The organism is Streptomyces sp. NPDC001536, from assembly GCF_042894505.1.
Classification (GTDB): domain Bacteria; phylum Actinomycetota; class Actinomycetes; order Streptomycetales; family Streptomycetaceae; genus Streptomyces.
Map to the genome: position 1 here is coordinate 160,537 of NZ_JBIAVQ010000008.1, position 24,504 is coordinate 185,040.

Consider the following 24,504-nt stretch of genomic DNA (forward strand, 5'->3'; position numbering starts at 1 on the left):
GGGCGTGAAGTCGTACGCCGCGGTCGACCTCGGCGCGTCCAGCGGACGTGTCATGGTCGGCCGCGTCGGCCCGGACAGCCTGGAGCTGACCGAGGCCCACAGATTCCCGAACCGCCCGGTCCGGGTGCCCGAAGGGCTGCGCTGGGACATCCTTTCGCTCTACGGCGGTGTCCTGGACGGACTCCGGGCGGCCGGCCAGGTCGACTCGGTCGGCATCGACAGCTGGGCCGTGGACTACGGGCTGCTGGACGCCGACGGGGCGCTGCTCGGCAACCCGGTGCACTACCGGGACTCCCGTACCGAGGGGGTCGCGCAGAAGGTGTGGGCCACCGTGCCCGCACCCGAGCTCTACGCGGCGACCGGGCTCCAGCACGCGCCCTTCAACACGCTGTACCAGCTCGTCGCCGACCGACTCGCCGGTGCCCGGCGGCTGTTGCTCATCCCCGACCTCCTCACGTACTGGCTGACCGGCGAGCAGGGCACCGAGCTCACCAACGCCTCGACGACCCAGCTGATCGATCCCCGCACGCGCGCGTGGTCGTACGACATCGCCGCGCGGCTCGGGATCGACCTGGACCTCTTCGCGCCGCTGCGCCGGCCCGGTGATCCGGCCGGCGTGCTGCGGCCGGAGGTGCTGGAGGAGACCGGGCTCGCCGGACCCGTGCCGGTGACGGCCGTCGGTTCGCACGACACGGCGTCCGCGGTGGCCGCCGTGCCGGCCGGGGGCGAGCGGTTCGCCTACATCTGCACCGGCACCTGGTCGCTGGCCGGCCTCGAACTGGACGCGCCCGTGCTCACCGAGGAGAGCCGGGCCGCCAACTTCACCAACGAGCTGGGCCTTGACGGCACGGTCCGCTATCTGCGGAACATCATGGGGCTGTGGCTGCTCCAGGAGTGCGTACGGGCCTGGGGCGAGCCGGAGTTGGGGGCGCTGCTCCTCGACGCGGCGAAGGTGCCGGCGCTGCGGTCGGTCGTGGACGCGGGGGACGCGGCGTTCCTGGCGCCGGGGCGGATGCCGGAGCGGATCGCCGAGGCGTGCCGTGTCTCGGGGCAGCCGGTGCCCGTCTCGCCCGCCGAGATCACGCGCTGCATCCTGGACTCGCTGGCCCTCGCGCACCGCAGGGCGATCGCCGAGGCACAGCGGCTCGCCGGGCATCCGGTCGATGTCGTGCACGTCGTGGGCGGCGGTACCCGCAACGCGCTGCTGTGCCAGCTGACCGCCGACGCCTGCGGGCTGCCGGTGGTGGCGGGTCCGACGGAGGCGGCGGCCCTCGGGAACGTCCTGGTCCAGGCGCGGGCCCACGGGCTCGTCGGCGATCTCGCGGACGGACGGCGACTGCTCACCCGTACCCAGCCGTTGACCCGCTACGAGCCCCAGGGGGACACCGCACCGTGGCGCGAGGCGGAGGCCCGGCTCGCCGATCGGTGAGCGGGGTCTCCCCGACACCTCGCAGCCGCACTACGCTTCACTCATCCGATGATCGATCACAAGGAGCCGCGATGCGTGTCGCCCTGTTCCTGACCTGTGTCAACGACACGCTCTATCCGGACACCGGACGCGCCGTGGTGAAACTGCTGACCAGGCTGGGCGTCGAGGTCGACTTCCCGATGGCCCAGACCTGCTGCGGGCAGGCGCACTACAACACCGGCTATCGCCATGAGGCGGAGCCGATGGCCCGGCATTTCTCCGATGTCTTCGGGGAGTACGAGGCGATCGTCACTCCGTCGGGATCGTGCGGGGCGATGGTGCGGGAGCTGTATCCGCGGATGGGTGAGCGGGCCCGGGCCGAGGGGCGCGGGGACGGCCTCGCGACCACGCTGGCGCCCGTGGTCCCGAAGACGTACGAGCTCACCGAGTTCCTGGTGGACGTCCTCGGGGTCACGGATGTCGGCGCGTACTACCCGCACAAGGTGACCTACCACCCGACCTGTCACGGGCTGCGCGGTCTGGGGCTCGGTGACCGGCCCCGGCGGCTGCTCCAGGCCGTGAAGGGGCTGGAACTGGTCGAGCTGCCGGGTGCGGAGGAGTGCTGTGGGTTCGGTGGCACCTTCGCGCTGAAGAACGCCGATGTCTCGGCGGCGATGGGCGCGGACAAGGTGCGCAACGCCGAGTCGACCGGCGCCGATGTGCTGTGCGCGGCGGACAACTCCTGTCTGATGCACATCGGCGGCACGATGGCCCGGCTGAGCACGGACATGCGGCCCGTGCACATCGCGGAGATCCTGGCGGGCACGGAGGAGGAGCCGGCGACATGAGCGGAACGTTCGTAGGGATGCCGGCCTTCCCCGAGGCCGCGCACGACGCCGTCAACAACCAGACCCTGCGCGGGAATCTGCGGCACGCGACGCACACGATCCGCGCCAAGCGCGAGAAGGCCGTCACCGAGGTCTCCGACTGGGCGGAGCTGCGGGAGGCGGGCAAGCGGATCAAGGACCACACGCTGCGTCATCTCGACCGCTACCTCGTGCAGTTGGAGGAGTCGGTGACGGCCGCGGGCGGTGTCGTCCACTGGGCGGCCGACGCCGACGAGGCCAACCGGATCGTCACCGAACTCGTCAAGGAGACGGGTGAGTCGGAGGTCGTCAAGGTCAAGTCGATGGCCACGCAGGAGATCGGGCTCAACGAGGCTCTCGAAGAAGAGGGTATCCGCGCCTACGAGACCGATCTCGCCGAGCTCATCGTGCAGTTGGGCAAGGACCGGCCCTCGCACATCCTCGTGCCCGCCATTCACCGCAACCGGGGCGAGATCAGGGAGATCTTCGAGCGCGAGATGAGCGAGTGGGGGCGCCCGGCCCCCGAGGGCCTCACCGACACGCCCGCCGAACTCGCCGAAGCGGCCCGGCTCCACCTCCGCGAGAAGTTCCTGCGCGCCAAGGTCGGTGTCTCCGGCGCCAACTTCATGATCGCCGAGACGGGCACGCTGGTGGTCGTGGAGTCCGAGGGCAACGGACGGATGTGTCTGACCCTGCCCGAGACGCTGATCTCGGTCGTCGGCATCGAGAAGATCCTGCCGACCTGGCAGGACCTGGAGGTCTTCCTCCAGACACTCCCCCGCTCGTCCACGGCCGAGCGCATGAACCCGTACACCTCGATGTGGACCGGCACCTCGGACGAGGACGGTCCCCGGACCTTCCACCTGGTCCTGATCGACAACGGCCGCACCGACACCCTCGCCGACGAGGTCGGCCGCCAGGCCCTGCGCTGCATCCGCTGCTCTGCGTGTCTGAACGTCTGCCCGGTCTACGAGCGGGCCGGCGGCCACGCCTACGGCTCGGTCTACCCAGGCCCCATCGGCGCCATCCTCAGCCCCCAACTCCGGGGCACGGCAAGCGAGATCGACGCCTCGCTGCCGTACGCGTCCTCGCTCTGCGGGGCCTGCTACGAGGTGTGCCCGGTCGCCATCGACATCCCCGAGGTGCTGGTGCATCTGCGGGAGCGGGTCGTGGAGGGCGGTCCGGTGGTCCGCGAGGGCAACAAGGTCGTGCTGAAGCCGGCCAAGGGACATGCCGCCGAGCGCGCGGCGATGCGGGCGGCCCGTTGGGCGTTCGCCCACCCCGGCGCGCTGCGCACCGGCCAGCGCCTCGCCTCCCGCACCCGCCGCCTCCACCCGAGCAGGCTGCCGGGCCCCGGCAAGGCGTGGAGCGGCACCCGGGATCTGCCGCCGGTGCCGGCCGAGCCGTTCCGGGACTGGTGGCAGCGCACCAACGGCGGAAAGGACGGGGCGAAGTGAGCAGCAGGGAACGGATCCTGGGCCGGGTGCGGCGCGCGCTGGCGGACGTCCAGCAGGACGACACGCCGTACGAGCAGGCGGTCTCGCGGGACTATCTGCGCGAGCACGGCGACCGGAGTGTCGCGCAGAGCGTCGATCTGCTGGCCGAGAACCTCGCCGACTACCGGGCGATCGTGCACCGTTGCACCGCCGACGACCTGGCGGTGACGATCGCCGGGATGCTGGCTGCGCGGGGCGCGAGGACGGTGCTCGTGCCGCCGGGTCTCGAACCGTCCTGGCTCGCCGAGACCGAGGCCGAGCAGGTGCCGGACCGGATCGAGAGCACGCCTCACGAGCTGGACCGGATCGACAGTGTGGTCACGGCGTGCGCGGTGGCCGTCGCCGAGACCGGCACGATCGTGCTGGACGGCTCCCCCGACCAGGGCCGCCGCCGCATCACCCTCGTCCCCGACCACCACATCTGCGTCGTACAGGTCCCGGAGCAGGTCGTCTCCTCCGTGCCCCAGGCTCTCGAACGCCTCGACCCGGCCCGCCCGTTGACGTGGATCTCCGGCCCTTCGGCGACCAGTGACATCGAGCTGGACCGGGTCGAGGGGGTGCACGGCCCGCGCACCCTGGAGGTGGTGCTGGTGGGCGATCAGTCGAGCGAGGATGTCAACTCGTAACGGCCGGACGGCAGTCGGTAGGACGCGATGCCGTCCGCGAAGCCCAGGTACTCCACGCCCCGGACGCGTGACAGGGGTGTCCGGCCCTCGCGGACGGTGCCGGGGTCGCTCGTGGGGATACGCAGGGTGGCCGTGCTGTTGGCGGGGACCGCGGCCCGGTAGGTCAGTTCGCGGTCCTCGGCCGTCCAGGCGTTCATTTCGAGTTGTATCGATTCAGCTCGATTGACCGTTGAAGCTGGTGGCGATCGGTAAGCCTGTCTACGGGCTGAGCAGTGAGAGTTTCGCGCCCATGATTGAAACCGTTCAAATCCGGAACCCACTCATCGCCAGCCGGTGGGACCTCACGGGAAGGCGGCGGGCCACGCACGCCGTTAGCGTGAGTGCATGATCCGGTTCGAGCAGGTCAGCAAGCGGTATCCGGACGGTACGACGGCTGTGGACGGCCTGAGTTTCGAGGTGTCCGAGGGTGAACTCGTCACGCTCGTGGGCCCGTCCGGCTGCGGCAAGACGACCACCATGATGATGGTCAACCGGCTGATCGAGCCGACCTCGGGACGGATCCTCGTGAACGGCGACGACATCGCCGGCGTCGACCCGGTGCGGCTGCGGCGCCGGATCGGCTACGTCATCCAGCAGGTGGGGCTCTTCCCGCACCGCACGATCCTCGACAACACGGCGACCGTGCCGGCGCTGATCGGCTGGAAGCGGGCGAAGGCGCGGGCGCGCGCCGCCGAGCTGCTCGATCTGGTGGGCCTGGACCCCAAGCGGTACGGGCCGCGCTATCCCGACCAGTTGTCCGGCGGACAGCGGCAGCGGGTCGGTGTGGCGCGGGCGCTGGCCGCGGATCCGCCGGTGCTGCTGATGGACGAGCCGTTCGGTGCGGTCGACCCGGTGGTGCGCGAGCAGTTGCAGGACGAGTTCCTGCGGATGCAGGCCGCGGTGCGCAAGACGGTGCTGCTGGTCACGCACGACATCGAGGAGGCGGTGCGGCTCGGTGACCGGATCGCCGTGTACGGGCAGGGGCGGATCGAGCAGTTCGACACGCCCGGGTCGGTCCTCGGGGCGCCGGCGACGCCGTACGTGGCCGAGTTCGTGGGCGCCGACCGTGGGCTGAAGCGGCTGTCGGTGACGGAGATCGAGGCCGACGACCTTGAGCAGCCGCCGCTGGCCCGCCTGGACGAGCCCGCCGGGACAGCGGCGGAGCGGTTGCGGGGGGAGGGGGCACGCTGGGCCGTCGTCCTGGACGACGAGGGCGCACTGCACGGCTGGGTCGGCGTCGACGACCTCGGGGCGGGCGGCACGGTGGGCGACCGGGCGCACCGGATGAACGCCTGGGTGCCGGTGGGCGCGCCGCTGAAGCAGGCGTTCGGCGTGATGCTCCAGCATGACGCGGGGTGGGTCGCGGTGCTGGACGGGGCGCGGTTCCTGGGGGTGCTGACTCCGGCGAAGCTGCATGAGGCGTTGCGGAGATCGGTGGACGCGGATGCGTTGGGGGTGGCGCGGGGGCAGGTGCGGTTCGATTCGGTGGCCGATGCGTGAGCGCTCCGCTGGGTGTGGCGTGATGGGGTGCGTGGGGTGTGTCGGCCGTTTGTCGACTGCGGGTGCGTTGTGGCTGGTCGCGCCCGCGCGGCGGTAGCCGCAAGTTCAACACAGCCCCGCGCCCCTGGAGGGCCCTGCGGGCCTCCAGGGGCGCGGACCGTGGGCGTAGGTCAGGAACCCTTGGTCGGGCGGCGGGTCGAGTCGCGGCTCAGGAGGCCGAAGGCCCAGCGTTCGTTGAAGCCTGCCACGAAGCCGATGGCGCACCAGAAGCCCCAGAAGTCGGTGCCCTTGACTGCGGAGCCGGGGGTCGTGCAGATCTCGGCGGCCGTGGCGGGCGTCTGGAAGACGGGCACGATGCCGCCGCTGAACAGGAAGTAGACGGCCAGTGCGAGGACCCAGCCGACGAAGACGCGGTAGAGGCCTTCGTGGCGCATGCTGCGGGCCATCTGGCCGGGTACGACCACGCCTTCACGGCCGTTGGTCTGCCGGCGCGCCAGCTGGTCGGCGGTGCCGCGCAGCCGGACGAGGACGCTGAGCACCGCGCCGAACGCGCCGACACCTCCGCACACGAAGGCGCCCAGCAGGCTCCAGCGGTTGGTGCAGTTGAGCGTCACGCCCATCGCCCCGAGCAGGCCCACGCCCCACAGCAGCGGTGCGGCGAGCAGCAGCAGGCTGAGGGCGGAGCCCAGACCGAGTCCGATGTTGAGGCCCCGGCTGACGGCCGTCGCGCTGTCCTGCGCCAGCCGGCCCCTCAGGTCGGCGATCTCCTGGTCGAGGTACTCCGCCAGATGGTCGTTCGGCTTCCGGTCGGCGAGCCGCGGGTCGGTGAGCGCGTTGCCGAGCACCCGCACCACGGTCACGCGGGCCGACACTCTCGTGCGGTGTTCGAAGGCGCGTTGCGAGGCCCCGTAGAGCAGTTGCAGTTGGAGTTGCTGCTCGGGATACAGATCGCCGAACTGCACATAGGCGCTGTCGAAGCCGGCCGGCACCACGTCGACGAGTCCCTCGGGCCGCAGCTCGGTGTCCGCCCCGTCGAACGATTCACGCATTCCCCGCCACCACGGGTGGCGGTCTCCCCCGTTGTCGTCCCCCATGAACCGGGTGTACCCGCGCGGGCCGCCCCCGGGAAGCCTCCCCACCGCACCAGTACGGTCACCGATGTCGCGGAGCCGTCACGTCAGCTGTAGACGATCGGGCAGCCGCGGCGCAGGGAGTGCTGGGCGGCGCGCAGGTACAGCGCCACGTAGAAGGCGGTGTCCAGGTCCTCGCCCCATGGGCCCGGTCTGGCGGCGGCGGTCTCCTTCGCCGGTCCGTCCCGGAACCACATGGTCAGGTCAAGGTTGTCGCAGGCGGCCGGTATCCGGTCGTCGGGCAGGCCGACAGCCCTGGCCAGGCGTTCCGCGAGGGCGAGGATCTGAGGTGCCCCGGCGATGACCGTCGTATTCGTGTAAGCCGACCCGATGGGCAGCTCGATCGCCTCGTCGAGCGACATCGGTACCAGCACCGACCAGTCGAGGATTCTTTCCGCCTCCTCGCTCGACAGATGCTCGCGGCACAGCTCGACGAAGCCGTACATGGACGGCACCAGCTTCTCCTCGAACTGCGTCCCGGAGCCCCGCACGAACTCCGTCTCCGCGGGCACGGATTCGTACGGCGGCAGTCCGCGCCGCCGCAGCTCCTCGTTCAGCCCCGCCGCGACGGTCCCGAAGCCGGCGTCCTCTTCCTCGTCCTCGTCCTCACCCTCGTCGAACCACTCTTCCGCCGCCACGCTCACCAGGTAGATCCCCATGCCCCGAACGTACCGCCCACCACTGACAACGCCCCCGTCTCACTTCAGCAGCCCCTTGTCCGCCAGATACGTCCGCGCCACGTCCTTCGCCAACCGCCGCCAGCTGTCCACCTGTTGGTTCATGGAGGCCAGATCGGCCGTCGTCAGGACGTCGTTCAGCTTGCCCAGCGCCTTGGTGACCCCCTCGCTGCCGGCGCGGGAGCGGTTGACGACGGGGACGATGTAGTCGGCGTTCTGGAGGTGTTTGTCGTCGGTGAGGAGGACCAGGCCGAAGTCGCTCAACGTGGCGTCGGTCGTGGTGGTCAGCACCATCTGGTCCTGGCCGCTCTGCACGGCCCGCTTGGCCTGGGTGGTGCCGACACCCTTGGGGTCGACGCCGGTGATGTCGATGCCGTAGGTCTTCTTCAACCCCGGTTCGCAGTACGGCCGTTGGACGCACTCGTCACCGGCGGCGAGCCGTACCTCCAGTCCCGAGGCGCCGAGGTCGCTCAGGGTCTTCAGGTCGTGCCGCCGGGCGTAGGAGGCGCTCACGGCGAAGGCGTTCTGGTCGACGGCCCTGCCCGCGTCCAGCACCGTGAGTCCGCGCGGCGTGGCCAGTCGGCGCAGGGCCGTCATCGTGGCGTCGAGGTCGGGTGAGCCGACCGGGGCCGCGTCGGCGCCGTTGGTCTTGGCGTTGAGCCAGTCGGCGAAGGTGGCCGCGTACTCGGGCACGACGTCGATCTGGCCGGATTCCAGGGCCGGTTCGTACAGTTCGCGGTTTGCGACGGTGAGCAGCGAGGTCTTGTATCCGGCCTGGTTCAGCAGCAGCGCGTACATCTGGGCGAGCACGTCGCTCTCGGTGAACCCGGCGGATCCGACGGTCAGATGGTGGCTGTCGCCGGGAGCGGCGGTGACCGCGTTCTGGTTCTCCAGGGAGGGGCCCGTGGCACAGCCGGTCAGCAGGAGGACGAGACCCATGGACGCGCTTCGTCTCATCGCGTCCCCCGCGCCCACCGGGGCGCCAGCCGTTCGGCGACCTCGAAGACGCCCTCCACGATCAGCGCGAACGCCGCGACGAGCACCGCTCCGGCCACCACCTGCGGCGTACTGGCGAGGTTGAAGCCCGCCGTGATGATCCGGCCCAGCCCTCCCCCGCCCGCCAGCGCGGCGATCGTGGCCGTCGCGACGAGTTGGACGGCGGCGATGCGGACACCGGTCAGCACCATGGGGAGCGCGAGGGGCAGCTCCACCTGGAACAGCATCTGCCGTCCCGTCATGCCCATGCCCCGGGCCGCCTGGACGACGCCGCGGTCCACCTCGCGCATGCCGACGTAGGCGTTGGTGAGCAGGGGCGGGAGGGCGAACAGCACCAGGGCGACGACGGTCGGGCCCTCCCCCCAGTCCCCGACGGGGGTCAGCAGCAGGAGGACCAGTACCGCGAACGTGGGGACCGCGCGGCCGACGTTGGAGATGTTGACCGCCAGGGCGCCGCCCTTGCCGAGGTGGCCGAGGACGAGGGCCACCGGGAGGGCGATCAGACAGCTGATGGCCAGGCAGACGACGGTGAGGACGAGGTGTTGCAGCAGCCGGTGCCAGATGCCGTCGGCGCCCGCCCAGTGGGCGGAGTCGGTGAGCCAGTCCCAGGCGTCGGTCAGGGTGGTCATCCGCGGGCCGCCCTCGTCCACGGGGTGATCAGCCGCTGCACGCCCAGGAGCAGCACGTCGGCCGCGACGGCGATCACGACGCACAGGACGGAGGCGGTGAGGACCTGCGCCTTGAAGTAGGTGTTCATACCCGCGTAGATGAGGTTCCCGAGCCCGCCGAAGCCCACGATCGCGCCCACCGTCACCAGCGACACCGCGGAGACCATGGCGATGCGCAGACCGGCCATCGCGGCGGGCAGCGCGAGCGGCAGTTCGACGGTGAGCAGGAGGCGGACCGGGCCGTAGCCCATGCCGCGGGCGGCCTGCCGGGTCTCCTCGGGGACGGCGCGCAGCCCGGCGAGGATGTTCCGCACGAGCAGGGTGAGCGAGTAGAGGACGAGGCCGGCCACGACCAGGCCGGCGGAGAGCCCGTACACGGGCAGGAGCAGGGAGAACATCGCCAGGGACGGGATCGTGTAGAGGATCGTCGTGACGCCGAGGACCGGACCGGACGCCCAGCCCCAGCGGCGCGCCAGCACGGCGAGCGGCAGCGCGATGACGAGGCCGATGAGCACCGAGACCACGGTGAGCTCCAGATGCTGGACGACCGCGTCGAGGAGGATCTGCCGGCGGGTGCTCAGATACTCGCCGCAGATCCACTCGTTGCGCGCGAGGCAGTCGTCCGGGGGCGCGGTCACGTCTCCATTGCATCGGCGGGTCAGGGGGTCGGCTCGTTGGGGTGACCCGTACGGGGTGTCGCTGGGTACACCCCCCGATACGGGTTCTGGGCCCAATGTGGTCCCCTCGCCGGCTCCGTAATTTCTCTGTCAGGGCACACGGAGTGCCGGACCGAGAGGTGATGACGATGTTTCGCACAGGCTCGCGACGCACGCACGACACGGGACCCGCCGCCGAGGCGCTGCGGCTGGTCAAGGTCACCAAGACCTACGGCAGCGACGACAGCGCCGTCACCGCTCTGGACGGGGTCACGCTCAGTCTGGGCCGGGGCACCTTCACCGCGGTGATGGGGCCCTCGGGTTCCGGCAAGTCGACGCTGCTCCAGTGCGCGGCCGGGCTGGACCGGCCCGACAGCGGCATCGTCGTCGTGGACGGCACCGAGCTGACGGGCGGCGGCGAGGCCGAACTGACGAGGTTCCGGCGGGGGCGGATCGGATTCGTCTTCCAGCAGTACAACCTGCTGGAGACGCTCACCGTCGCGCAGAACACGGTGCTGCCGCTCAAACTCGCCGGGCAGCGCGTCGACCGGAAGCGGGCCCGGGAGGTCCTGACCCAGGTCGGTCTCGGCGACCGGCTCGGGCACCGGCCCGACCAGTTGTCCGGCGGTCAGCGGCAGCGGGTCGCGATCGCCCGGGCGCTGGTCGCCGAACCCCGGGTGATCTTCGCGGACGAGCCGACGGGTGCCCTGGACACGCGCAGCGCGCGGGATGTGCTGCGGCTGCTCCAGGAGGCGGTGCGGGTGCACGGGCGGACCGTGGTGATGGTGACGCACGACCCGGTCGCCGCCTCGTACGCCGACTCGGTGCTGTTCCTCGCCGACGGCCGGCTGGCCGGCGGGCTGACCGCGCCGACCGCGGACGCGGTGGCCGAGCGCCTCGCGCACCTGGGCGACGACGTGACGGCGGGGGTGTGAGCGATGTTCGTACTGGCCATGCTGTCGATCCGGCAGCGCCCCGGACGGTTCCTCGCGACGCTGCTGTCCGCCTTCCTGGGCGCGGCGATCATCATGACGTTCAACTCGATGCACGACACGGCGGCGCAGCGCGGCGTCGACTCGGTGAGCGCGGAGACGCTGACGACCGCGGCGAGCGTGGTCGGGGGGTACGGCTCCCTGCTGGTGTTCTTCGCCGTGGCCTCCACGCTCACGGTCAATGTGCGCCAGCGGGCCGCCGAGCTGGAGCTGCTGCGCTGCTCGGGGGCGACCCCGGCACAGATCAAACGGATGGTGGTCGGTGAGGCGATGGCGGTGGCCGTGGTGGGCGCCGCACTGGCGATCGGCCCCGCGATGCTCGGTGGACAGGCGCTGCTGGACGTGTTCCAGGACAACGGTCAGGTGGCGGCCTCGGTCGACCACGCCTTCGGTCCGATCGCGTTGATGTCGGGTGTCGCCATCACGCTGCTCGCCGCAGCGGGCGCCGCGTTCCTCGCGCTGCGGCGGGTGACGCGCGGTCACCGCCGACAGCACGGCCGGGGGCGGAGGTTCTTCACCTACGCCGCTCTCGTGGCCGGCGCCCTGTCCGCCACGTCCACGTTCGCCTTCTCCGGTACGGACGAGGCGCTGATGGCGCCACCGGCGTACGGGGCGATCCTGCTGTCGGTGGGCCTGGCGCTGCTGGCACCACGGCTCCTCGAAGGCGTCCTGGACCGGCTGCACCTGTCGGGTGCGGCGGGCTGGCTGGCCGTGCGCAATCTGCGGGAGCGGGCCGGGCATCTCGCCGGGATCCTGATGTCGCTGATCCTGTTCACGGCGATGACCACGGCGACCCTCACCATGCAGTCGGTGGAGAGCGACGCCATCGAGGCCTCGGGGCTCGTGAAGTCGGTGGACGCGAAGAACCTGGAGACGCTGAACTTCACGGTCGTCGGGATCATCGTGGTCTTCGTCTGCGTGATGCTGGTCAACTCGCTGTACGCGGCGACCACTTACCGCGGCCGGGAGTTCGGGCAGCAGCGGCTGGCGGGGGCGACGCCGCACCAGGTGCTCGGTGTGGTCGGGGTCGAGACGCTGGTCCTGACGGTCACCGGGGTCTTCTTCGGCACGGTCGCCGCGCTGGCGGGGATCGTCCCCTTCACCGTGGTCCGCACCGACTCGGTGCTGCCGGGTCAGACCTTCGGCATCTGGCTGGCGGTGGTGTCGGTGGCCGTGGTGGTGACGCTGGGGACGAGTCTGGCGACGGCGCGGAAGGTGCTGCGCACTCCGGCGACGGAGGCGGTGGGGCTGGCGGCCTGAGAAGGACGTACGGGATGAGGGGGGGCTGCTTCGGCAGCCGCCCCTCATCTGTTGTCGGCCCTCGGACACCGGATCCGGGGTGACACGGGCGCTGAACAAGCGCTTAGATAGGTGGACTGCCCTGGACCGCCCGCGCCGCCGACCTGGAGGCCCCCGTTGTTCACTTCCGTCGACGACGTCTCCGCACGCCTCGCCGAGACCGGATACCTCGCCTCCCCCTCGGTCGCCACGACCGTCTTCCTGGCCGACCGGCTCGGCAAGCCGCTCCTGGTGGAAGGCCCCGCCGGGGTCGGCAAGACGGAGCTCGCCAAGGCCGTCGCCCAGGTGGCGGGGGCGGAGCTGGTGCGGCTCCAGTGCTACGAGGGCGTCGACGAGTCCCGGGCGCTGTACGAGTGGAACCACGCCAAGCAGCTGCTGCGGATCAGCGCGGGCCGCGACGAGACCTGGGACGAGACCCGCACGGACATCTTCAGCGAGGAGTTCCTCCTCAGCCGCCCGCTGCTGACGGCGATCCGCGGTGACGACCCGAAGGTCCTGCTGATCGACGAGACCGACAAGGCGGACGTCGAGGTCGAGGGCCTGCTCCTGGAGGTGCTGAGCGACTTCCAGGTCACGGTGCCGGAGCTGGGCACGATCACCGCCACCCGCCGCCCCTTCGTCGTCCTCACCTCCAACGCCAGCCGCGAGCTGTCCGAGGCGCTGCGCCGCCGCTGTCTCTTCCTCCACATCGGTTTCCCCGAGGAGGAGCTGGAGCGCCGGATCGTCCAGCTGAAGGTGCCGGGGCTGGACGCGGCGCTGGCCGAGTCGGTGGTCCGGGTGGTGGGCGCGCTGCGGGCGATGGACCTGCGCAAGCTGCCGTCGGTCGCGGAGACCATCGACTGGGCGCACACCCTCCTCGCGCTCGGCGCCGACACGCTCGACGAGACCGTCGTACGCGACACCCTGGGCGTCCTCCTCAAGCATCAGGACGACGTCCTCAAGGCGGCGGCGAAGCTCGACCTGGACGCCCTGTGAGCACCCCCGTCGCCGAACGGCTCACGTCCCTCGTCGCCGCCCTGCGCGCCCACGGCATCCGTGTCGGCACCGGCGAGACGGTGGACGCGGCCCAGGCGATGGCGGCGCTCGGCCTCGCGGACCGGGAGCTGCTGCGCGAGGGACTGGCGGCGACGCTGCTGCACGGCACGGCCCAACGGCCGGTGTTCGACCCGGTCTTCGACCTCTATTTCCCGCGGGGCGTCGGAGCGCCCGAGTCCGCCACCACGGACCGGGACGACCTGCGGGACCGGCTCGCCACCGCCCTCGCCGCCAATGACGAAGCCATGATGGCCCGGCTGGCGATCGAGGCCGTCGACGGCTTCGGCGGATACGGCTCCTCCCCCGCCTCGGACGGCTGGTCGTCGTACCAGACACTCGACCGGCTCCGCCCGCAGACGCTGCTGGCCCGCGTCCGCGCCGACGTCCGGGCGCAGGGCGGGAGTTCGGGGTTCGCCGACCGGCTGCTGGACGACGAGATCCGGCGGCGTATCGAGTCCTTCCGCGCGTTGGTGGCGACGGAGGCGCGGCGCCGGGTGGCCGAGCGGCGGGATCGGGACGAGATCGCCCGGCGGGCGGTGCGGACCACGGCCGACCGGGTCGACTTCCTGTTCGCCGGGAAGGCCCAACTGGCCGAGCTGCGCAGGACGGTTCAGCCGCTGGCGCGGAAGCTGGCCACACGGCTGGCGGCCCGTCGGCGCCGGGCGGCCCGGGGCTCGATCGATCTACGGCGGACCCTGCGCGGTTCGTTGTCGACCGGCGGGGTGCCGATGAAGCCGGTGCTGCGCAGGCGTCGCCCGGCACGGCCCGAACTGGTGCTGCTGTGCGATGTGTCGGGCTCGGTCTCCGGGTTCTCGGACTTCACGATGCTGCTCGTGCAGGCCCTGCACGACCAGTTCAGCAAGGTGCGGGTGTTCGCCTTCGTCAACCGGATCGACGAGGTGACGGGACTGCTGGAACACGGCGCCGCCGACGCGGCGGGACTCGGCGCCCGGATCCAGTCGGAGGCGGCGCTCACGGGCTATCACGGCAGCAGTGACTACGGCATGGCGCTGGGCGAGTTCGCCGAGCGCTACGGCGACGCGGTCGGCTCGCGCACGACCGTGTTCGTCCTCGGGGACGCCCGTACGAACATGAGCGACCCGAACCTGGCGGCCGTCCGGCAGATCTCCGAACGGGCCCGGCGCGTCTACTGGTTGAACCCCGAGCAGCACGCGCAGTGGGGCACCGGCGACTCCGCCGCGCCGGAGTACGCCGAGCTCGTCGAGATGCACGAGTGCCGCAACGTGAAGCAGCTGGGCACGCTGGTGGGACGGCTGCTGCCGATCTGACCGCCGAACTGTGCGGAGGGACATGCGGGCCAGGGAGTACGTCCCTCGGCCGTGCTGGACCTGCTCACCGCACTGAGCCTCCCGGCGCGGCGTGCTCATCGCCGGGCACAGGACCCACCACCGCGGCCCGCACGCCTGGCGGCAAGCGCAGGGGTCCCGACCGACCGGCTCCTAGGCCGCCAACTGCGGGTACAGCACGGCGAGATCGGCCGCGAGGCCGGCCTTCACCTGCCGGGACAGGTCGTCCGCGAGCACCTCGTAGGCGTCGGACTCGATGCCGTCGAGCGCCTGGGCGGCCACGCTCTCGGGGGTGGACTTCGGGGCGTCCACCTGCGCGGCCATGTCCGTGTCGACGTACCCGACATGCAGGCCGGTGACCTCGATGCCGCGCGGCTTGAGGTCCAGGCGCAGGGAGTTGGTCTGCGACCACAGGGCGGCCTTGGAGGCACTGTAGGAGCCGAGCACACCGAGCCAGGAGAGCACCGAGTGGACGTTCAGGATGTGGCCGCCGCCGTTGCGTTCGATGACGGGGACGAAGGCGCGGGTGACCAGGAGGGGGCCGTAGAAGTTGGTCTCGAACTCGCGGCGCACGTCCTCGACGGGTGAGTCGAGGAAGCTCGCGTTCACGGAGCCGCCCGCGTTGTTGATCAGCAGGGTGACGTCCTGGGCCTGTGCGGCGGCGGCCGCCACGGACGCGGGGTCGCTCACCTCCAGGGCCAGCGGCACGGCGTCCGGGTGCGTCACCGTGCGCGGGTCGCGGGCGGTGGCGTACACCTTCTTCGCGCCGCGCTCGTACAGGGCGCTCACCAGCGCGCGGCCGATTCCGCGGCTGCCGCCGGTGACCAGGGCGACGGAACCTTCGATGGCGGTCATGGGGGTTCTCCAGAGATCTCGACACACGGGAAACCGATCGGTTCACCTGTCCGATGCAGAGTAAACCGATCGGTTTCCACATGGCAAGTCGCCCTCGAAGATCAGTCGTCAGTCTCCCTTGGCGTAGTCCTTGGCCATCCCGCCCGCGAAGTCGTAGACGACGCACTGTTCGTCGCCCACCACCCAGGCGTCGTGCCCCGCCGAGACCACGAAGACATCGCCCGGGCCGAGCTCACCCTCGGCGCCGTCGTCCATACGGACGTGCATCCTGCCCTGGACCACATAGCCGTTGTGGTGGACCTCGCAGCTGCTGGTCCCCGCGATGGGCGCGACGGACTCGGACCAGCGCCAGCCCGGTTCGAACGTCCCGACCGCGAAGTCGAGACCCGTCAGATGGACGGCTTCCAGATGCCCTCGGGGGAAGTCCCGCCGCTCGTCCGGCTTGTCGAGGATCTTCATCTCCAGCATGTCGACACTCCCTTCAGCACCGCTCGCTCGGGCCGGGCCGGTCTCCGTCTCCCGGCCGCGACACGCGGCACCGGCGGGGGCCGAGCCCCACCACTCCATCGTCCGCCCGGCAAGCGGGAGCCGCCATTCGGGTGGACTACGCCCCGGTGCCGCAGAGCTCGGCGAAGCGCGCGGCGTCGACATTGCCGCCCGAGACGATCACTCCCACCCGCCCGGGAAGCTCCCCCGCCCGACCGGACAGCAGCGCGGCCAGCGGCGTCGCGCCGCTCGGCTCGACGACGACCTTGAGGTGCTCGAACGCGAACCGCATCGCGTCCCGGATCTCGTCGTCGGTGACCAGCGCGATCGCGTCGACGAGCCGCCGGTTCACCGAGAACGTCAGCTCGCCGGGCGTGTGCAGTGCCTGGCCGTCGGCGATGGTGCGGGGCACCGGGACCGTGACGCGTCGGCCGGCCTCCAGGGAGCGCTTGGTGTCGTCGCCGGCCTCGGGCTCGACGCCGACGATCCGGATGTCCGGGTGGAGCCCCTTGGCCGCCGTGGCGCTGCCCGCGATCAGCCCGCCTCCGCCGACGGGCGCCATCAGCATGCCCAACTCCCCTGCTTCTTCGAGGAGTTCGAGAGCCGCGGTGCCCTGCCCGGCGATGACGTGCGGGTGCTCGTAGGGCGGGATCAGGGCGAGCCCCCGCTCGGCGGCCAGGGCTTCGGCGAGGGCGACACGGTCGCCGGTGTAGCGGTCGTACGTCACGATCTCGGCGCCGTAGCCGACGGTGGCCTCCCGCTTGGAGCGCGGGGCGTCCTCGGGCATCACGATCACCGCGGTGCTGCCGAGTTCGCGGGCGGCCAGCGCGACGGCCTGGGCGTGGTTCCCGGAGGAGTACGTGGCGATACCGCGGGCCAGTTGTCCGGGGGTGAGCCGGGAGGCCGCGTTGTAGGCACCGCGGAACTTGAAGGCGCCCACGCGCTGGAAGTTCTCGCACTTGAGGAGGACTTCGGCGCCGACGCGGGCGTCGAGGGTGCGGGAGCGGAGCACGGGCGTGCGGTGGGCGACTCCCTTGAGCCGCTGGGCCGCGTCACGGATGTCGTCGAGGGTGACAGGCGGGGTCGTCACTCGGTGCCTCCATCAGGGGTCGTCACTCGGTGCCCGCGCCCTCGTCCGTGGTCCGGGCCTGGGAGAGGTAGCTGTAGGCGGAGGCGCGGGAGATGCCGAGGCGGGCCGCGACCTGCTCGATCGCACGGCGCACGGCGAACACCCCGCGGTCGTCGAGGCTCCGGAACAGCGCGAGGCGTTCCGTGCGGTCGAGGGCGCCCCACGGCTGGTGGCGGTGCGTGTCGAGGATGGCGTCCACGACCGAGTCGATGTCGTCGCCGAAGGTGGTGACCGGCAGCTCGGCGGGGGCGCCGCCGATCCCGGCCAGCGCGCCGAGCAGCGCGTGGGCCTCGCTCGCGGCGGTGACGTCGAGGTTGACGCACAGGGCGCCGAACACCGCGCCCGTGGAGTCCCGCAGCACCATCGTGGACGACTTGACCGTCCGGCCGGCCCCGGTGCGGGTGACGTAGTTGAGCTCGTCGCCCGCCGCGTCCCCGCGGGCGACGATCCGCATGCCGATCTCGCTCATCGCCCCGCCCACCGCACGCCCGGTCACCGAACCGGCGAGGGCGACCACGGACTTGTCGGGGTCCCGGTAGTCGTGCAGGACCACTTCGCACACCGGGCCGAACGTCGCCGCCAACCCGTCGACGACGGGCGTCAGGGCGGCGACGATCGCGTCCCGCTCGGCTTGCAGTGCTCGCTCGGACACCATGAGACCTAGACTACACATCCAGTCCTTGGACGTGTAGTCCAGATGTACGTCCGGGCCGTCAGTACCCGACGTAGAACGTGGCGTCCTGCTGCTCGGTACTCGTGGAGATCGGGTCGATCCGCAGCGCGTAGTTCGAGTGACGGATGTAGCGGGTCGGGTTGTTGTACGAACGGAACGAGGACCAGGAGGAGTTGGCGAGTCCGGCCGTACGGTGGAAGGTCGCGTCACCGGCGAACGTGGACGTGCCGTCGTTCGCGTCCAGCCGCAGGTTGTAGCTGTAGTGCCGCAGATAGCGGGTCGGGTAGTTGACCGACTGGAAGGAGACGCCGGAGCTGTCGGCGAGGCCGGGGACGAGCTTCCACTGCGAGTCGGGGTACGGGTCGAAGGGGTACTCGTCGATGCGGCCGACGTAACCGCTGTGGCGGACGTAACGGGCCGGGTAGTTGTACGACTTGAGACGGTTCCAGGCCGGGGCGCCCCACTTGGCCAGGAGGTTGGTGTACTCGGTCGAGGTGATCGTCTCGATCGTGCAGTGCTTGGAGTTGAGGGGCTGGGTGTACAGCTTCTGGTCGACGGCCGTCCAGGTGCCGGCGGCGAGACTGCTCGACTGCCAGGCGTAGAAGACGCCGTTCGGGGTGTAGGTGTCACCCCAGAGGTAATACGTTCCCGTCGTCAGGGACTGCACCACGGTCGGCGCCTCGGTGCCGCCGTGCGCGGCGGCGGTGCTGAACTCGGTGAAGCTGCCCGGATTCAGGGAGGTGGAGCGGGCGCCGACGAGGGTCTGGTTCTTCTTGAAGTAAAGGTAGTTGACGCCGTTGACGCCCACGGTGAGGTTGCCGTCGATGACGTCGTAGCCGGGGTCGAAGAAGACCTGCGGGTTCGAGGTGGTCACGAAGTCGGTGGTGTAGCTGACCATGATGACGTTGTGGCCGCTGCTGTTCACCGACGAGTAGAGGATGCCGTACTGGCCGCGCGAGGCGTCCCAGTAGGCCTCCGGCGCCCAGCTGTGGGTGTCGGTCATGTCGTGCAGTTTCAGCAGCCGGTAGCCGGTGAAGGTGCGCAGGTCGGTGGAGTCCCAGACGTGGATGTAGACGCTGTCGTACGCCCAGTCGGTGCCGTTGAGGTCCGTTGCCAGCACGACGAAGGCGCCGTTCTGCTTGCGCATGATGAACGGGTCGCGCAGTCCCTTCGCGCCCAGGGTCGGGGTCACCACGGGGGCGTTCTGGTTCAGCGGGGTCCACTGGAGGCCGTCGGTGCTGACGGCGAGGTGCAGGCCGTAGTTGGCCTCGAGCATGGTGTTGGACTCGGTGAAGTAGCCCATGACGTACGCCGAGTCGGCGGCGTGGGCGGTGCCGGCACCGAGGGCCAGCGCGCCGGTGGTGGCCAGCGGCACGGTCGCGGCCGCGCCCAGGAACCGTCGACGCGAAAGGTGGGGGATTGCGCTCATTCGCTTCTCCAAGGGGACACCGATTGCCGATATATCGAACGAGGTTCGGTGAATCGATCAGAAGGTAGAAGCGGGTCGGGGTCGCGTCAATCGTTCTCACAGAGCTTGTTGATTCCTGTGGGGCGAGCGTGGCGGGATCGCTCTCCTCGGACTGCGTGATCCGGCCAGATCCGGCGTCTGTCAGCCGGATGACCGGTAGTTGTCAGCTTCGCGGGCTTCCATGACGCCAACTCCCTTCCCCCCACCCCGAGGAGTGAGATGACCGACACCGTTCCCGGCTTCCCGATGCCGCGCGCCGCCGGCTGCCCCTTCGACCCGCCTCCGGAGATGCTGCGACTGCGGAGCGAACGGCCCGTCGCCCGCGTCCGGTTGTGGGACGGCAGCACCCCCTGGCTCGTCACGCGCCACGAGGACCAGCGGGCGCTGTACGGCGACGCGCGGCTCAGCGTCGATCCCCGGCGGCCGGGATTCCCCCACTTCAGCGCGGCCTTCCAGGAGGCCTACTCCCAGATGCCGCCGTCCTTCCTCAACATGGACGACCCCGACCACGCGCGCATCCGGCGTATGGTCACCGCTCCCTTCACCATCAAGCGCATCGAGGCCATGCGACCGGCCGTGCAGCGCATGACCGACCGGTTCGTCGACGCGATGCTGGCCGGCCCGAACCCCGCCGACCTGGTGGCGGCGCTGGCCCTGCCGCTCCCGTCGCTGGTGATCTGCGAACTGCTCGGAGTGCCGTACGACGACCACGAGTTCTTCCAGAGCAGGAGCCAGGTCGGCGTCCGCCGGGACGCCTCCGTGGCGGAATCCCGGGCCGCGAGCGGGGAGTTGCTCCAGTACCTGGACGAGCAGCTCCAGGCGAAGCTCGCCACCCCGGGCGAGGACATGCTCTCCGACCTGGCCGCCAGGGTGCGGGACGGCGACCTCGGCCGGCTCGACGCCGCGATGCTGGGCCTGCTGCTGCTCGGAGCGGGCCATGAGACCACCGCCAACATGATCGCGCTCGGTGTCCTGGCCCTCCTGGAACACCCCGACCAGCTGGCGCTCGTCCGCGACACCGACGATCCCAAGGTCGTCGCGGGCGCCGTCGAGGAGATGCTGCGCTATCTGACGGTGGTCCACAACGGGCAGCGCCGTGTGGTCCTGGAGGACATCGAGATCGGCGGCGAGACCCTCCGCGCCGGAGAGGGCGTCATCATCCCCGGCGCCACCGGCAACTGGGAGCCCGACCGCTTCCCGGACCCCGCCCGCCTCGACGTCACCCGCGACGCCCGCCGCCACATGGCCTTCGGCTTCGGCATCCACCAGTGCCTGGGCCAGCCGCTGGCCCGCCTGGAACTCCAGGTCGTCTACAGCACCCTCCTGCGCCGCGTCCCGACCCTGCGGCGGGCGGTCGCACTGGAGAAGATCCCGTTCAAGGACGACGGGGTGGTGTACGGGGTCTACGAGCTCCCGGTGACCTGGTGACCACCGGCGCGGGCACATCGACGGCGGCCGAGTCCGCAGCGGTACGGTCCGGTGCGGTCAGCCGCGCTTGTCCGGCGCGCACGCGGTCTCGATGTAGCCGACGAAGCCGTGCCAGGGGTCCGGGGCGTCCGGACCGGCGGCGAGGCGTCGGTGTAGGTGTCCATGTGGTCGGCGAAGACGGCCGCGACCAGCTCCTCCTTCGTGGGGAAGCGGCGGAACATCGTGGCGATCCCCACCCCGGCCTCCCGGGCCACGGAGGCCATGGAGGCAGCCGGCCCGTCGCGCGCGAACACCCCGCGTGCGGCGGCGGCGATCCGCGCCCGGTTGCGCTCGGCGTCGCTGCGCAGCGGCTGAGCCGTGTCGTCGGGGCGCTGGGGGCCAGGGTTCATACCGGCCACCCCGGCCATCGGATCACCCTGTCCATTCGGGTGCCGCGTTCAGTCGAGGCGGACGCCCGTGCGGCGTTCCAGGGCTTGGAGCAGGCGGGCCTGGAACTCCGGGTCCTGGGCTGCCGGGTGGGGTGACTGGGTGCGCCGGTGGTACCAGTAGCCGCCGGTGCGCGGGGTCACGTCGGGGTGGGTGGCGAGCCACGTCTGTGTGCGGTGGCCGGCGGTCAGGTCGTCCGGGGCGCCCGCGCCGCCCATGCGGGTGGGGACCCAACCGGGGTCGACCGCATGGCTGGTGGTGCCGTCCCAACGGGAGGCGAGGGCGAGCGCGAGGGTGGTGACCCACAGTTTGGTGTCGTCGTAGGCGGCGCTGCCGGTGGTCAGTTCCCGCAGGTCGGTGGAGCCGGTTCGGTGCATCGAGCTGCTGAGGTGGATGAGCCTGGCCGGCTTGTCCATCAACGCCGTGAGCACATACGGCGCGACGGTGTTGACGGTGACCGCGTCCGGAACGTGCATGGTGCCGGCGTTGTGGATGACGACGTCGAAGCGGCCGAACTCGGCGGCCTGCCGGGCGACTTCGGGGATCTCGTCCGCCCGGGCGAGATCCCCGGTGATGACGCCCTTCCACCGGGCCGCGTCCTGCGGGCCGGTGAGACGCGCCGGGTTGCGCACATGGACGACCACGTCGTGGCCGTCGTCGGCCAGCGCGTCCGCCGTGTGGCGCCCGAGCCCGCTGGACGCTCCGGTCACCAGGATCAGTGCCATGTCGGTGCCCTTTCCTCTGTGGCGTGCCGCGCCTCAATGGGACGGAGCGCTCGGCGACTTCGGAGCGACGGCGGTGGGGTCGTGCGTGACGCGACCGCCCGGTCGGATGCTCCTCGCCCTCCGGCCCGCGCGCGAAGGGCCCCGCCGGACTTCCGTCCGCCAGGGCCCTTCGCGCCGTCGGAGCGGCAGGATCCGCGGGTCAACGCACCCGTCCCCGCGGCTTCAGCGGCACCGGCGGCAGCGCGGGAGCGGGCAGGGGCGCACCGTCGTAGCCCTTGACCTCGCCGAAGCGCGAACCGGTGGTCCAGTCCGCGCGGGCCTGTTCGATCTCCTGCTGGGTGCGGCCGATGAAGTTCCAGAACATGATCAGCTCCTCCTCGAACGGCTCACCGCCCAGGAGCATCAGGGAGGCGTCCGACTCGGCGCGCAGCGGCAGTTCGGTGCGGCCGCAGCCGAGGTAGAGCATGGAGCCGGGCAGGACCGGGACGCCGTCCACCCGGGCCTCGCCGGACATGGACAGGACGGCGTACTCGAAGTCCGGTTCCAGCGGGAGGCGTACGTCCGTGCCGTGGGCGAGGGTCAGGTCGGCGCCGACGATGGGGGTGTATGTCGTGCCGGGCGAGGTCGCGCCGTCGAGGGTGCCGAGGATCAGGGTGGCCGAGAGGCCGGGTGCGGTGACGACCGGCAGTTCGGCGTGGTGCTCGAAGTGCGGGTCGGTGTGGCGGTCGCTGTCGGGCAGGGCCACCCACAGCTGGGCGCCGTGCAGATAGCGGGCGTGGGACTTGGGGCTCTCCTCGGAGTGGCTGATGGCCCGTCCGGAGGTCATCAGGCCCAGCTCGCGCGGGCGGATCGTCTGGAGGCTGCCGGTCGAGTCGCGGTGCAGCACCTCGCCCTGGTGCAGCCAGCTCACCGTCTGAAGGCCCATGTGCGGGTGGGGCGGCACCTGCATGCCGGGTTCGTCGGCGATGTCGTCGGGGCCGTAGTGGTCGACGAAGCACCACGCGCCGACCATGCGACGCCCCAGGTTGGGCAGCAGCCGGCGGACCTCGGTGGACTCGCCGAGCTTGACGGTGCGAGGACTGAGGAGTTCGCGAACGGGCTCCGCCACCACGAAGCCGCGGCCGCCGCACAGGGCGGGAGTCGCCTCGCGATCAAGATTGCTCATGGCGCCCAACCTAGACCCGTGAGCGGCGTCCCGTCAGTCCGTCGTCCGGGCTGTCCCGGCTCGTTCGAAAATAGTAGCCATGTACATAGTAGCCATGTACTGTATTTGTCATGAGCGAGGGTTCCGAGAAGGCGACACCCGGATTCCTGGTGTGGCGACTGTCGATGAAGTGGCGGACCGCGGTGGACCGCGCGATGGCTCCGCTGGGGCTCACCCATGCGCAGTACTCGCTGGTGGCGTCCTTGTACGGCATGCAGCGCGCCGGTGAGCGCCCCAGTCAGCGGCGCCTCGCCGACCATGTGGGCCTGGAGCCGCTCTATGTGTCCAAGCTGGCGCGCTCCCTGGAGTCCGCGGGCCTCCTGGAGCGCACCCGCGACCCTCGCGACCCCCGCGCCGTGCAGCTGGCCCTCACCGAGCAGGGCCGCGACACGACCCGACAGGCCGTCAAGGTCGTCCAGGGGCTCCTGGAGCAGCTGCTGGCCCCGTTCGGCGGCCTGGACAGCGAGCGCACCCGGGACTTCAAGCACGACCTGGTGACCCTGCTCGACGCACCTCTGGATCCGCTCGCCGCCACCGGCGAGCCCGACAAGGAGCAGCCATGACCACCACCACTCCCCTGCTCAACCCCCGCGTCATAGCCCTGGCCCACTACGCCGCCCGCGGTGTCCTGGAGCGGGTCCTGGCCCGCCACGGCGTGACCTTCCAGCAGTCCGTCACCCTGCGGGTCGTGGCCGTCGCCGACGGACCGGTCGAGCGGGGCCATCTCGTCGACGGCGTCGTCGGTTCGCTGAAGATCGACGCCTCGCAGGCCCGGTCCGTGGTCGACGAGCTGATCGCGGCGAAGCTGCTGGCGCCCCTGGAGCCGTCACAGGTGCGGATCACGGACGCCGGCCAGGAGCTGTACGACCGGACGTCCGCCGAGACCGCGCCCATCACGGCCCGGATCTACGACGGCATCCCGACGGAGGATCTCGCCGTCGCCGGACGCGTGCTCACCCTCATCACCGACCGGGCCGACGCCGAGCTCACGGCCCTCGCCACGTAGTGGAATACCGAACCGATCTTCTCCGTTGACGGCCTCGAAGGAGGTCAGAGTGGAGACGACGTACTACGACCACGGAACACCGGCGGAGCGGTGGGAGCGCGCGCGGATGTTCTTCGACGCCAAGGACTACGCCGCCGCGGCGCGTGTCCTGGACGGGCTGGTCGAGGAGGTGCCGGAGCAGACCGGACCGCGGCTGCTGCTGGCCCGCTCCTACTACCACTCGGCCCAACTGCGCCGCGCGGAGACCGAGTTGCGCATCATCGTGGAGCGCGACCCGGTGGAGCAGTACGCCCGGCTGATGCTGGGCCGCACACTGGAGCGCCAGGGGCGGCACGAGGAGGCCGAGCCGCACCTGCGCCTCGCCTCCGCGCTCGCGGGCGACTTCGACACCCTCTGAGCACGACAGCAG

General features: G+C 71.1%; 26 protein-coding genes and 1 pseudogene. 13 read left to right on the plus strand and 14 right to left on the minus strand.

Annotation, left to right across the window (positions count from 1 at the left end):
- Nucleotides 1–4 precede the first annotated feature (4 nt).
- The 4 genes from ACFY0U_RS22680 to ACFY0U_RS22695 all read left to right on the plus strand — a co-directional run bounded on the left by ACFY0U_RS22680 (nucleotide 5) and on the right by ACFY0U_RS22695 (nucleotide 4,396).
- Entirely contained in the window at nucleotides 5–1,429 is a 1,425-nt protein-coding gene (locus ACFY0U_RS22680) for a rhamnulokinase family protein (RefSeq protein WP_388638520.1), read from the plus strand.
- A 71-nt stretch (nucleotides 1,430–1,500) separates the two neighbouring features.
- Complete coding sequence (locus ACFY0U_RS22685) at nucleotides 1,501–2,256, plus strand: (Fe-S)-binding protein (protein ID WP_388638522.1); 756 nt, start codon at nucleotides 1,501–1,503, stop codon at nucleotides 2,254–2,256.
- The gene (locus tag ACFY0U_RS22690) at nucleotides 2,253–3,731 is read left to right on the plus strand and encodes a LutB/LldF family L-lactate oxidation iron-sulfur protein (protein WP_388638524.1); all 1,479 of its coding nucleotides are present in this window, start codon (nucleotides 2,253–2,255) and stop codon (nucleotides 3,729–3,731) included. Before ACFY0U_RS22685 ends, ACFY0U_RS22690 begins: the two co-directional genes overlap by 4 nt.
- Complete coding sequence (locus tag ACFY0U_RS22695; protein ID WP_388638526.1) at nucleotides 3,728–4,396, plus strand: lactate utilization protein C; 669 nt, start codon at nucleotides 3,728–3,730, stop codon at nucleotides 4,394–4,396. Before ACFY0U_RS22690 ends, ACFY0U_RS22695 begins: the two co-directional genes overlap by 4 nt.
- Here ACFY0U_RS22695 and ACFY0U_RS22700 read toward each other — a convergent pair.
- Nucleotides 4,369–4,569, minus strand: a pseudogene (locus ACFY0U_RS22700) (hypothetical protein); the annotation flags it as partial. The gene ACFY0U_RS22695 and the pseudogene ACFY0U_RS22700 sit on opposite strands and share 28 nt — an antisense overlap.
- A 211-nt stretch (nucleotides 4,570–4,780) precedes the next feature.
- Here ACFY0U_RS22700 and ACFY0U_RS22705 point away from each other — a divergent pair.
- Entirely contained in the window at nucleotides 4,781–5,935 is a 1,155-nt protein-coding gene (locus ACFY0U_RS22705) for a betaine/proline/choline family ABC transporter ATP-binding protein (RefSeq protein ID WP_388638528.1), read from the plus strand.
- A 170-nt stretch (nucleotides 5,936–6,105) separates the two neighbouring features.
- On the opposite strand, the gene ACFY0U_RS22710 is transcribed toward ACFY0U_RS22705, so the two are convergent.
- From ACFY0U_RS22710 to ACFY0U_RS22730, 5 genes are all read right to left on the minus strand, one after another.
- Nucleotides 6,106–6,984, minus strand: a complete 879-nt coding sequence (locus ACFY0U_RS22710) for a hypothetical protein (RefSeq protein ID WP_388638530.1) — start codon at nucleotides 6,982–6,984, stop codon at nucleotides 6,106–6,108.
- 128 nt (nucleotides 6,985–7,112) lie between these two features.
- A complete protein-coding gene (locus tag ACFY0U_RS22715) occupies nucleotides 7,113–7,724 on the minus strand; it encodes a hypothetical protein (protein ID WP_388638531.1) in 612 nt (203 codons plus the stop codon).
- A 39-nt stretch (nucleotides 7,725–7,763) separates the two neighbouring features.
- On the minus strand, nucleotides 7,764–8,681 hold the full coding sequence (locus ACFY0U_RS22720) for an ABC transporter substrate-binding protein (protein ID WP_388638533.1): 918 nt from the start codon (nucleotides 8,679–8,681) through the stop codon (nucleotides 7,764–7,766).
- 14 nt (nucleotides 8,682–8,695) lie between these two features.
- The gene (locus tag ACFY0U_RS22725) at nucleotides 8,696–9,367 is read right to left on the minus strand and encodes an ABC transporter permease (protein ID WP_388638535.1); all 672 of its coding nucleotides are present in this window, start codon (nucleotides 9,365–9,367) and stop codon (nucleotides 8,696–8,698) included.
- The gene (locus tag ACFY0U_RS22730) at nucleotides 9,364–10,044 is read right to left on the minus strand and encodes an ABC transporter permease (protein WP_388638537.1); all 681 of its coding nucleotides are present in this window, start codon (nucleotides 10,042–10,044) and stop codon (nucleotides 9,364–9,366) included. The genes ACFY0U_RS22725 and ACFY0U_RS22730 overlap by 4 nt, the downstream gene beginning before the upstream one ends.
- Nucleotides 10,045–10,211: 167 nt before the next feature.
- On the opposite strand from ACFY0U_RS22730, the gene ACFY0U_RS22735 reads away from it, so the two are divergent.
- The 4 genes from ACFY0U_RS22735 (at nucleotide 10,212) to ACFY0U_RS22750 (ending at nucleotide 14,677) form a co-directional block, all read left to right on the plus strand.
- A complete protein-coding gene (locus tag ACFY0U_RS22735) occupies nucleotides 10,212–10,997 on the plus strand; it encodes an ABC transporter ATP-binding protein (protein WP_388638539.1) in 786 nt (261 codons plus the stop codon).
- 3 nt (nucleotides 10,998–11,000) lie between these two features.
- Nucleotides 11,001–12,314 carry an FtsX-like permease family protein gene (locus ACFY0U_RS22740; protein ID WP_388638541.1) on the plus strand — a complete coding sequence of 438 codons (1,314 nt, stop codon included), beginning with the start codon at nucleotides 11,001–11,003 and terminating at the stop codon, nucleotides 12,312–12,314.
- Nucleotides 12,315–12,470: 156 nt separating this feature from the next.
- Nucleotides 12,471–13,328, plus strand: a complete 858-nt coding sequence (locus ACFY0U_RS22745; RefSeq protein ID WP_388638543.1) for an AAA family ATPase — start codon at nucleotides 12,471–12,473, stop codon at nucleotides 13,326–13,328.
- Nucleotides 13,325–14,677, plus strand: coding sequence for a VWA domain-containing protein (locus tag ACFY0U_RS22750; protein ID WP_388638545.1), 1,353 nt, complete (start codon nucleotides 13,325–13,327; stop codon nucleotides 14,675–14,677). Before ACFY0U_RS22745 ends, ACFY0U_RS22750 begins: the two co-directional genes overlap by 4 nt.
- A 171-nt stretch (nucleotides 14,678–14,848) precedes the next feature.
- Here the strand turns inward: ACFY0U_RS22750 and ACFY0U_RS22755 are convergent, their stop codons facing one another.
- The 5 genes from ACFY0U_RS22755 to ACFY0U_RS22775 form a co-directional block, all read right to left on the minus strand.
- Nucleotides 14,849–15,550 carry an SDR family oxidoreductase gene (locus tag ACFY0U_RS22755; RefSeq protein ID WP_388638547.1) on the minus strand — a complete coding sequence of 234 codons (702 nt, stop codon included), beginning with the start codon at nucleotides 15,548–15,550 and terminating at the stop codon, nucleotides 14,849–14,851.
- A 108-nt stretch (nucleotides 15,551–15,658) separates the two neighbouring features.
- On the minus strand, nucleotides 15,659–16,018 hold the full coding sequence (locus ACFY0U_RS22760) for a cupin domain-containing protein (protein WP_388638549.1): 360 nt from the start codon (nucleotides 16,016–16,018) through the stop codon (nucleotides 15,659–15,661).
- A gap of 136 nt (nucleotides 16,019–16,154) precedes the next feature.
- On the minus strand, nucleotides 16,155–17,126 hold the full coding sequence (locus tag ACFY0U_RS22765; RefSeq protein ID WP_388638551.1) for a pyridoxal-phosphate dependent enzyme: 972 nt from the start codon (nucleotides 17,124–17,126) through the stop codon (nucleotides 16,155–16,157).
- A gap of 22 nt (nucleotides 17,127–17,148) precedes the next feature.
- Nucleotides 17,149–17,820 (minus strand): transcriptional regulator, encoded by a 672-nt coding sequence (locus ACFY0U_RS22770; RefSeq protein ID WP_388638552.1) that lies wholly within the window; start codon nucleotides 17,818–17,820, stop codon nucleotides 17,149–17,151.
- Nucleotides 17,821–17,878: 58 nt separating this feature from the next.
- Nucleotides 17,879–19,267, minus strand: coding sequence for a glycoside hydrolase family 43 protein (locus ACFY0U_RS22775; RefSeq protein WP_388638554.1), 1,389 nt, complete (start codon nucleotides 19,265–19,267; stop codon nucleotides 17,879–17,881).
- A gap of 258 nt (nucleotides 19,268–19,525) precedes the next feature.
- On the opposite strand from ACFY0U_RS22775, the gene ACFY0U_RS22780 reads away from it, so the two are divergent.
- Entirely contained in the window at nucleotides 19,526–20,734 is a 1,209-nt protein-coding gene (locus ACFY0U_RS22780) for a cytochrome P450 (protein ID WP_388638556.1), read from the plus strand.
- On the opposite strand, the gene ACFY0U_RS22785 is transcribed toward ACFY0U_RS22780, so the two are convergent.
- The 3 genes from ACFY0U_RS22785 to ACFY0U_RS22795 all read right to left on the minus strand — a co-directional run bounded on the left by ACFY0U_RS22785 (nucleotide 20,710) and on the right by ACFY0U_RS22795 (nucleotide 23,050).
- Nucleotides 20,710–21,123 carry a TetR/AcrR family transcriptional regulator gene (locus tag ACFY0U_RS22785; protein WP_388638558.1) on the minus strand — a complete coding sequence of 138 codons (414 nt, stop codon included), beginning with the start codon at nucleotides 21,121–21,123 and terminating at the stop codon, nucleotides 20,710–20,712. The two genes, ACFY0U_RS22780 and ACFY0U_RS22785, sit on opposite strands and share 25 nt — an antisense overlap.
- A 48-nt stretch (nucleotides 21,124–21,171) precedes the next feature.
- Nucleotides 21,172–21,885: an SDR family NAD(P)-dependent oxidoreductase gene (locus tag ACFY0U_RS22790; RefSeq protein ID WP_388638560.1), complete on the minus strand. Its 714-nt coding sequence runs from the start codon at nucleotides 21,883–21,885 to the stop codon at nucleotides 21,172–21,174.
- Between the two features lie 199 nt (nucleotides 21,886–22,084).
- On the minus strand, nucleotides 22,085–23,050 hold the full coding sequence (locus ACFY0U_RS22795; RefSeq protein WP_388638561.1) for a pirin family protein: 966 nt from the start codon (nucleotides 23,048–23,050) through the stop codon (nucleotides 22,085–22,087).
- Nucleotides 23,051–23,160: 110 nt separating this feature from the next.
- Between ACFY0U_RS22795 and ACFY0U_RS22800 the strand changes: the two genes are divergently transcribed.
- Genes ACFY0U_RS22800 through ACFY0U_RS22810 form a run of 3 tightly spaced genes read left to right on the plus strand, consistent with a single transcriptional unit; the run spans nucleotide 23,161 to nucleotide 24,492 of the window.
- Nucleotides 23,161–23,652 (plus strand): MarR family winged helix-turn-helix transcriptional regulator, encoded by a 492-nt coding sequence (locus ACFY0U_RS22800; protein ID WP_388638563.1) that lies wholly within the window; start codon nucleotides 23,161–23,163, stop codon nucleotides 23,650–23,652.
- Complete coding sequence (locus ACFY0U_RS22805) at nucleotides 23,649–24,095, plus strand: MarR family transcriptional regulator (protein WP_388638565.1); 447 nt, start codon at nucleotides 23,649–23,651, stop codon at nucleotides 24,093–24,095. The genes ACFY0U_RS22800 and ACFY0U_RS22805 overlap by 4 nt, the downstream gene beginning before the upstream one ends.
- A 49-nt stretch (nucleotides 24,096–24,144) precedes the next feature.
- Nucleotides 24,145–24,492 carry a tetratricopeptide repeat protein gene (locus tag ACFY0U_RS22810; RefSeq protein ID WP_388638567.1) on the plus strand — a complete coding sequence of 116 codons (348 nt, stop codon included), beginning with the start codon at nucleotides 24,145–24,147 and terminating at the stop codon, nucleotides 24,490–24,492.
- The last annotated feature ends 12 nt before the right edge of the window (nucleotides 24,493–24,504 follow it).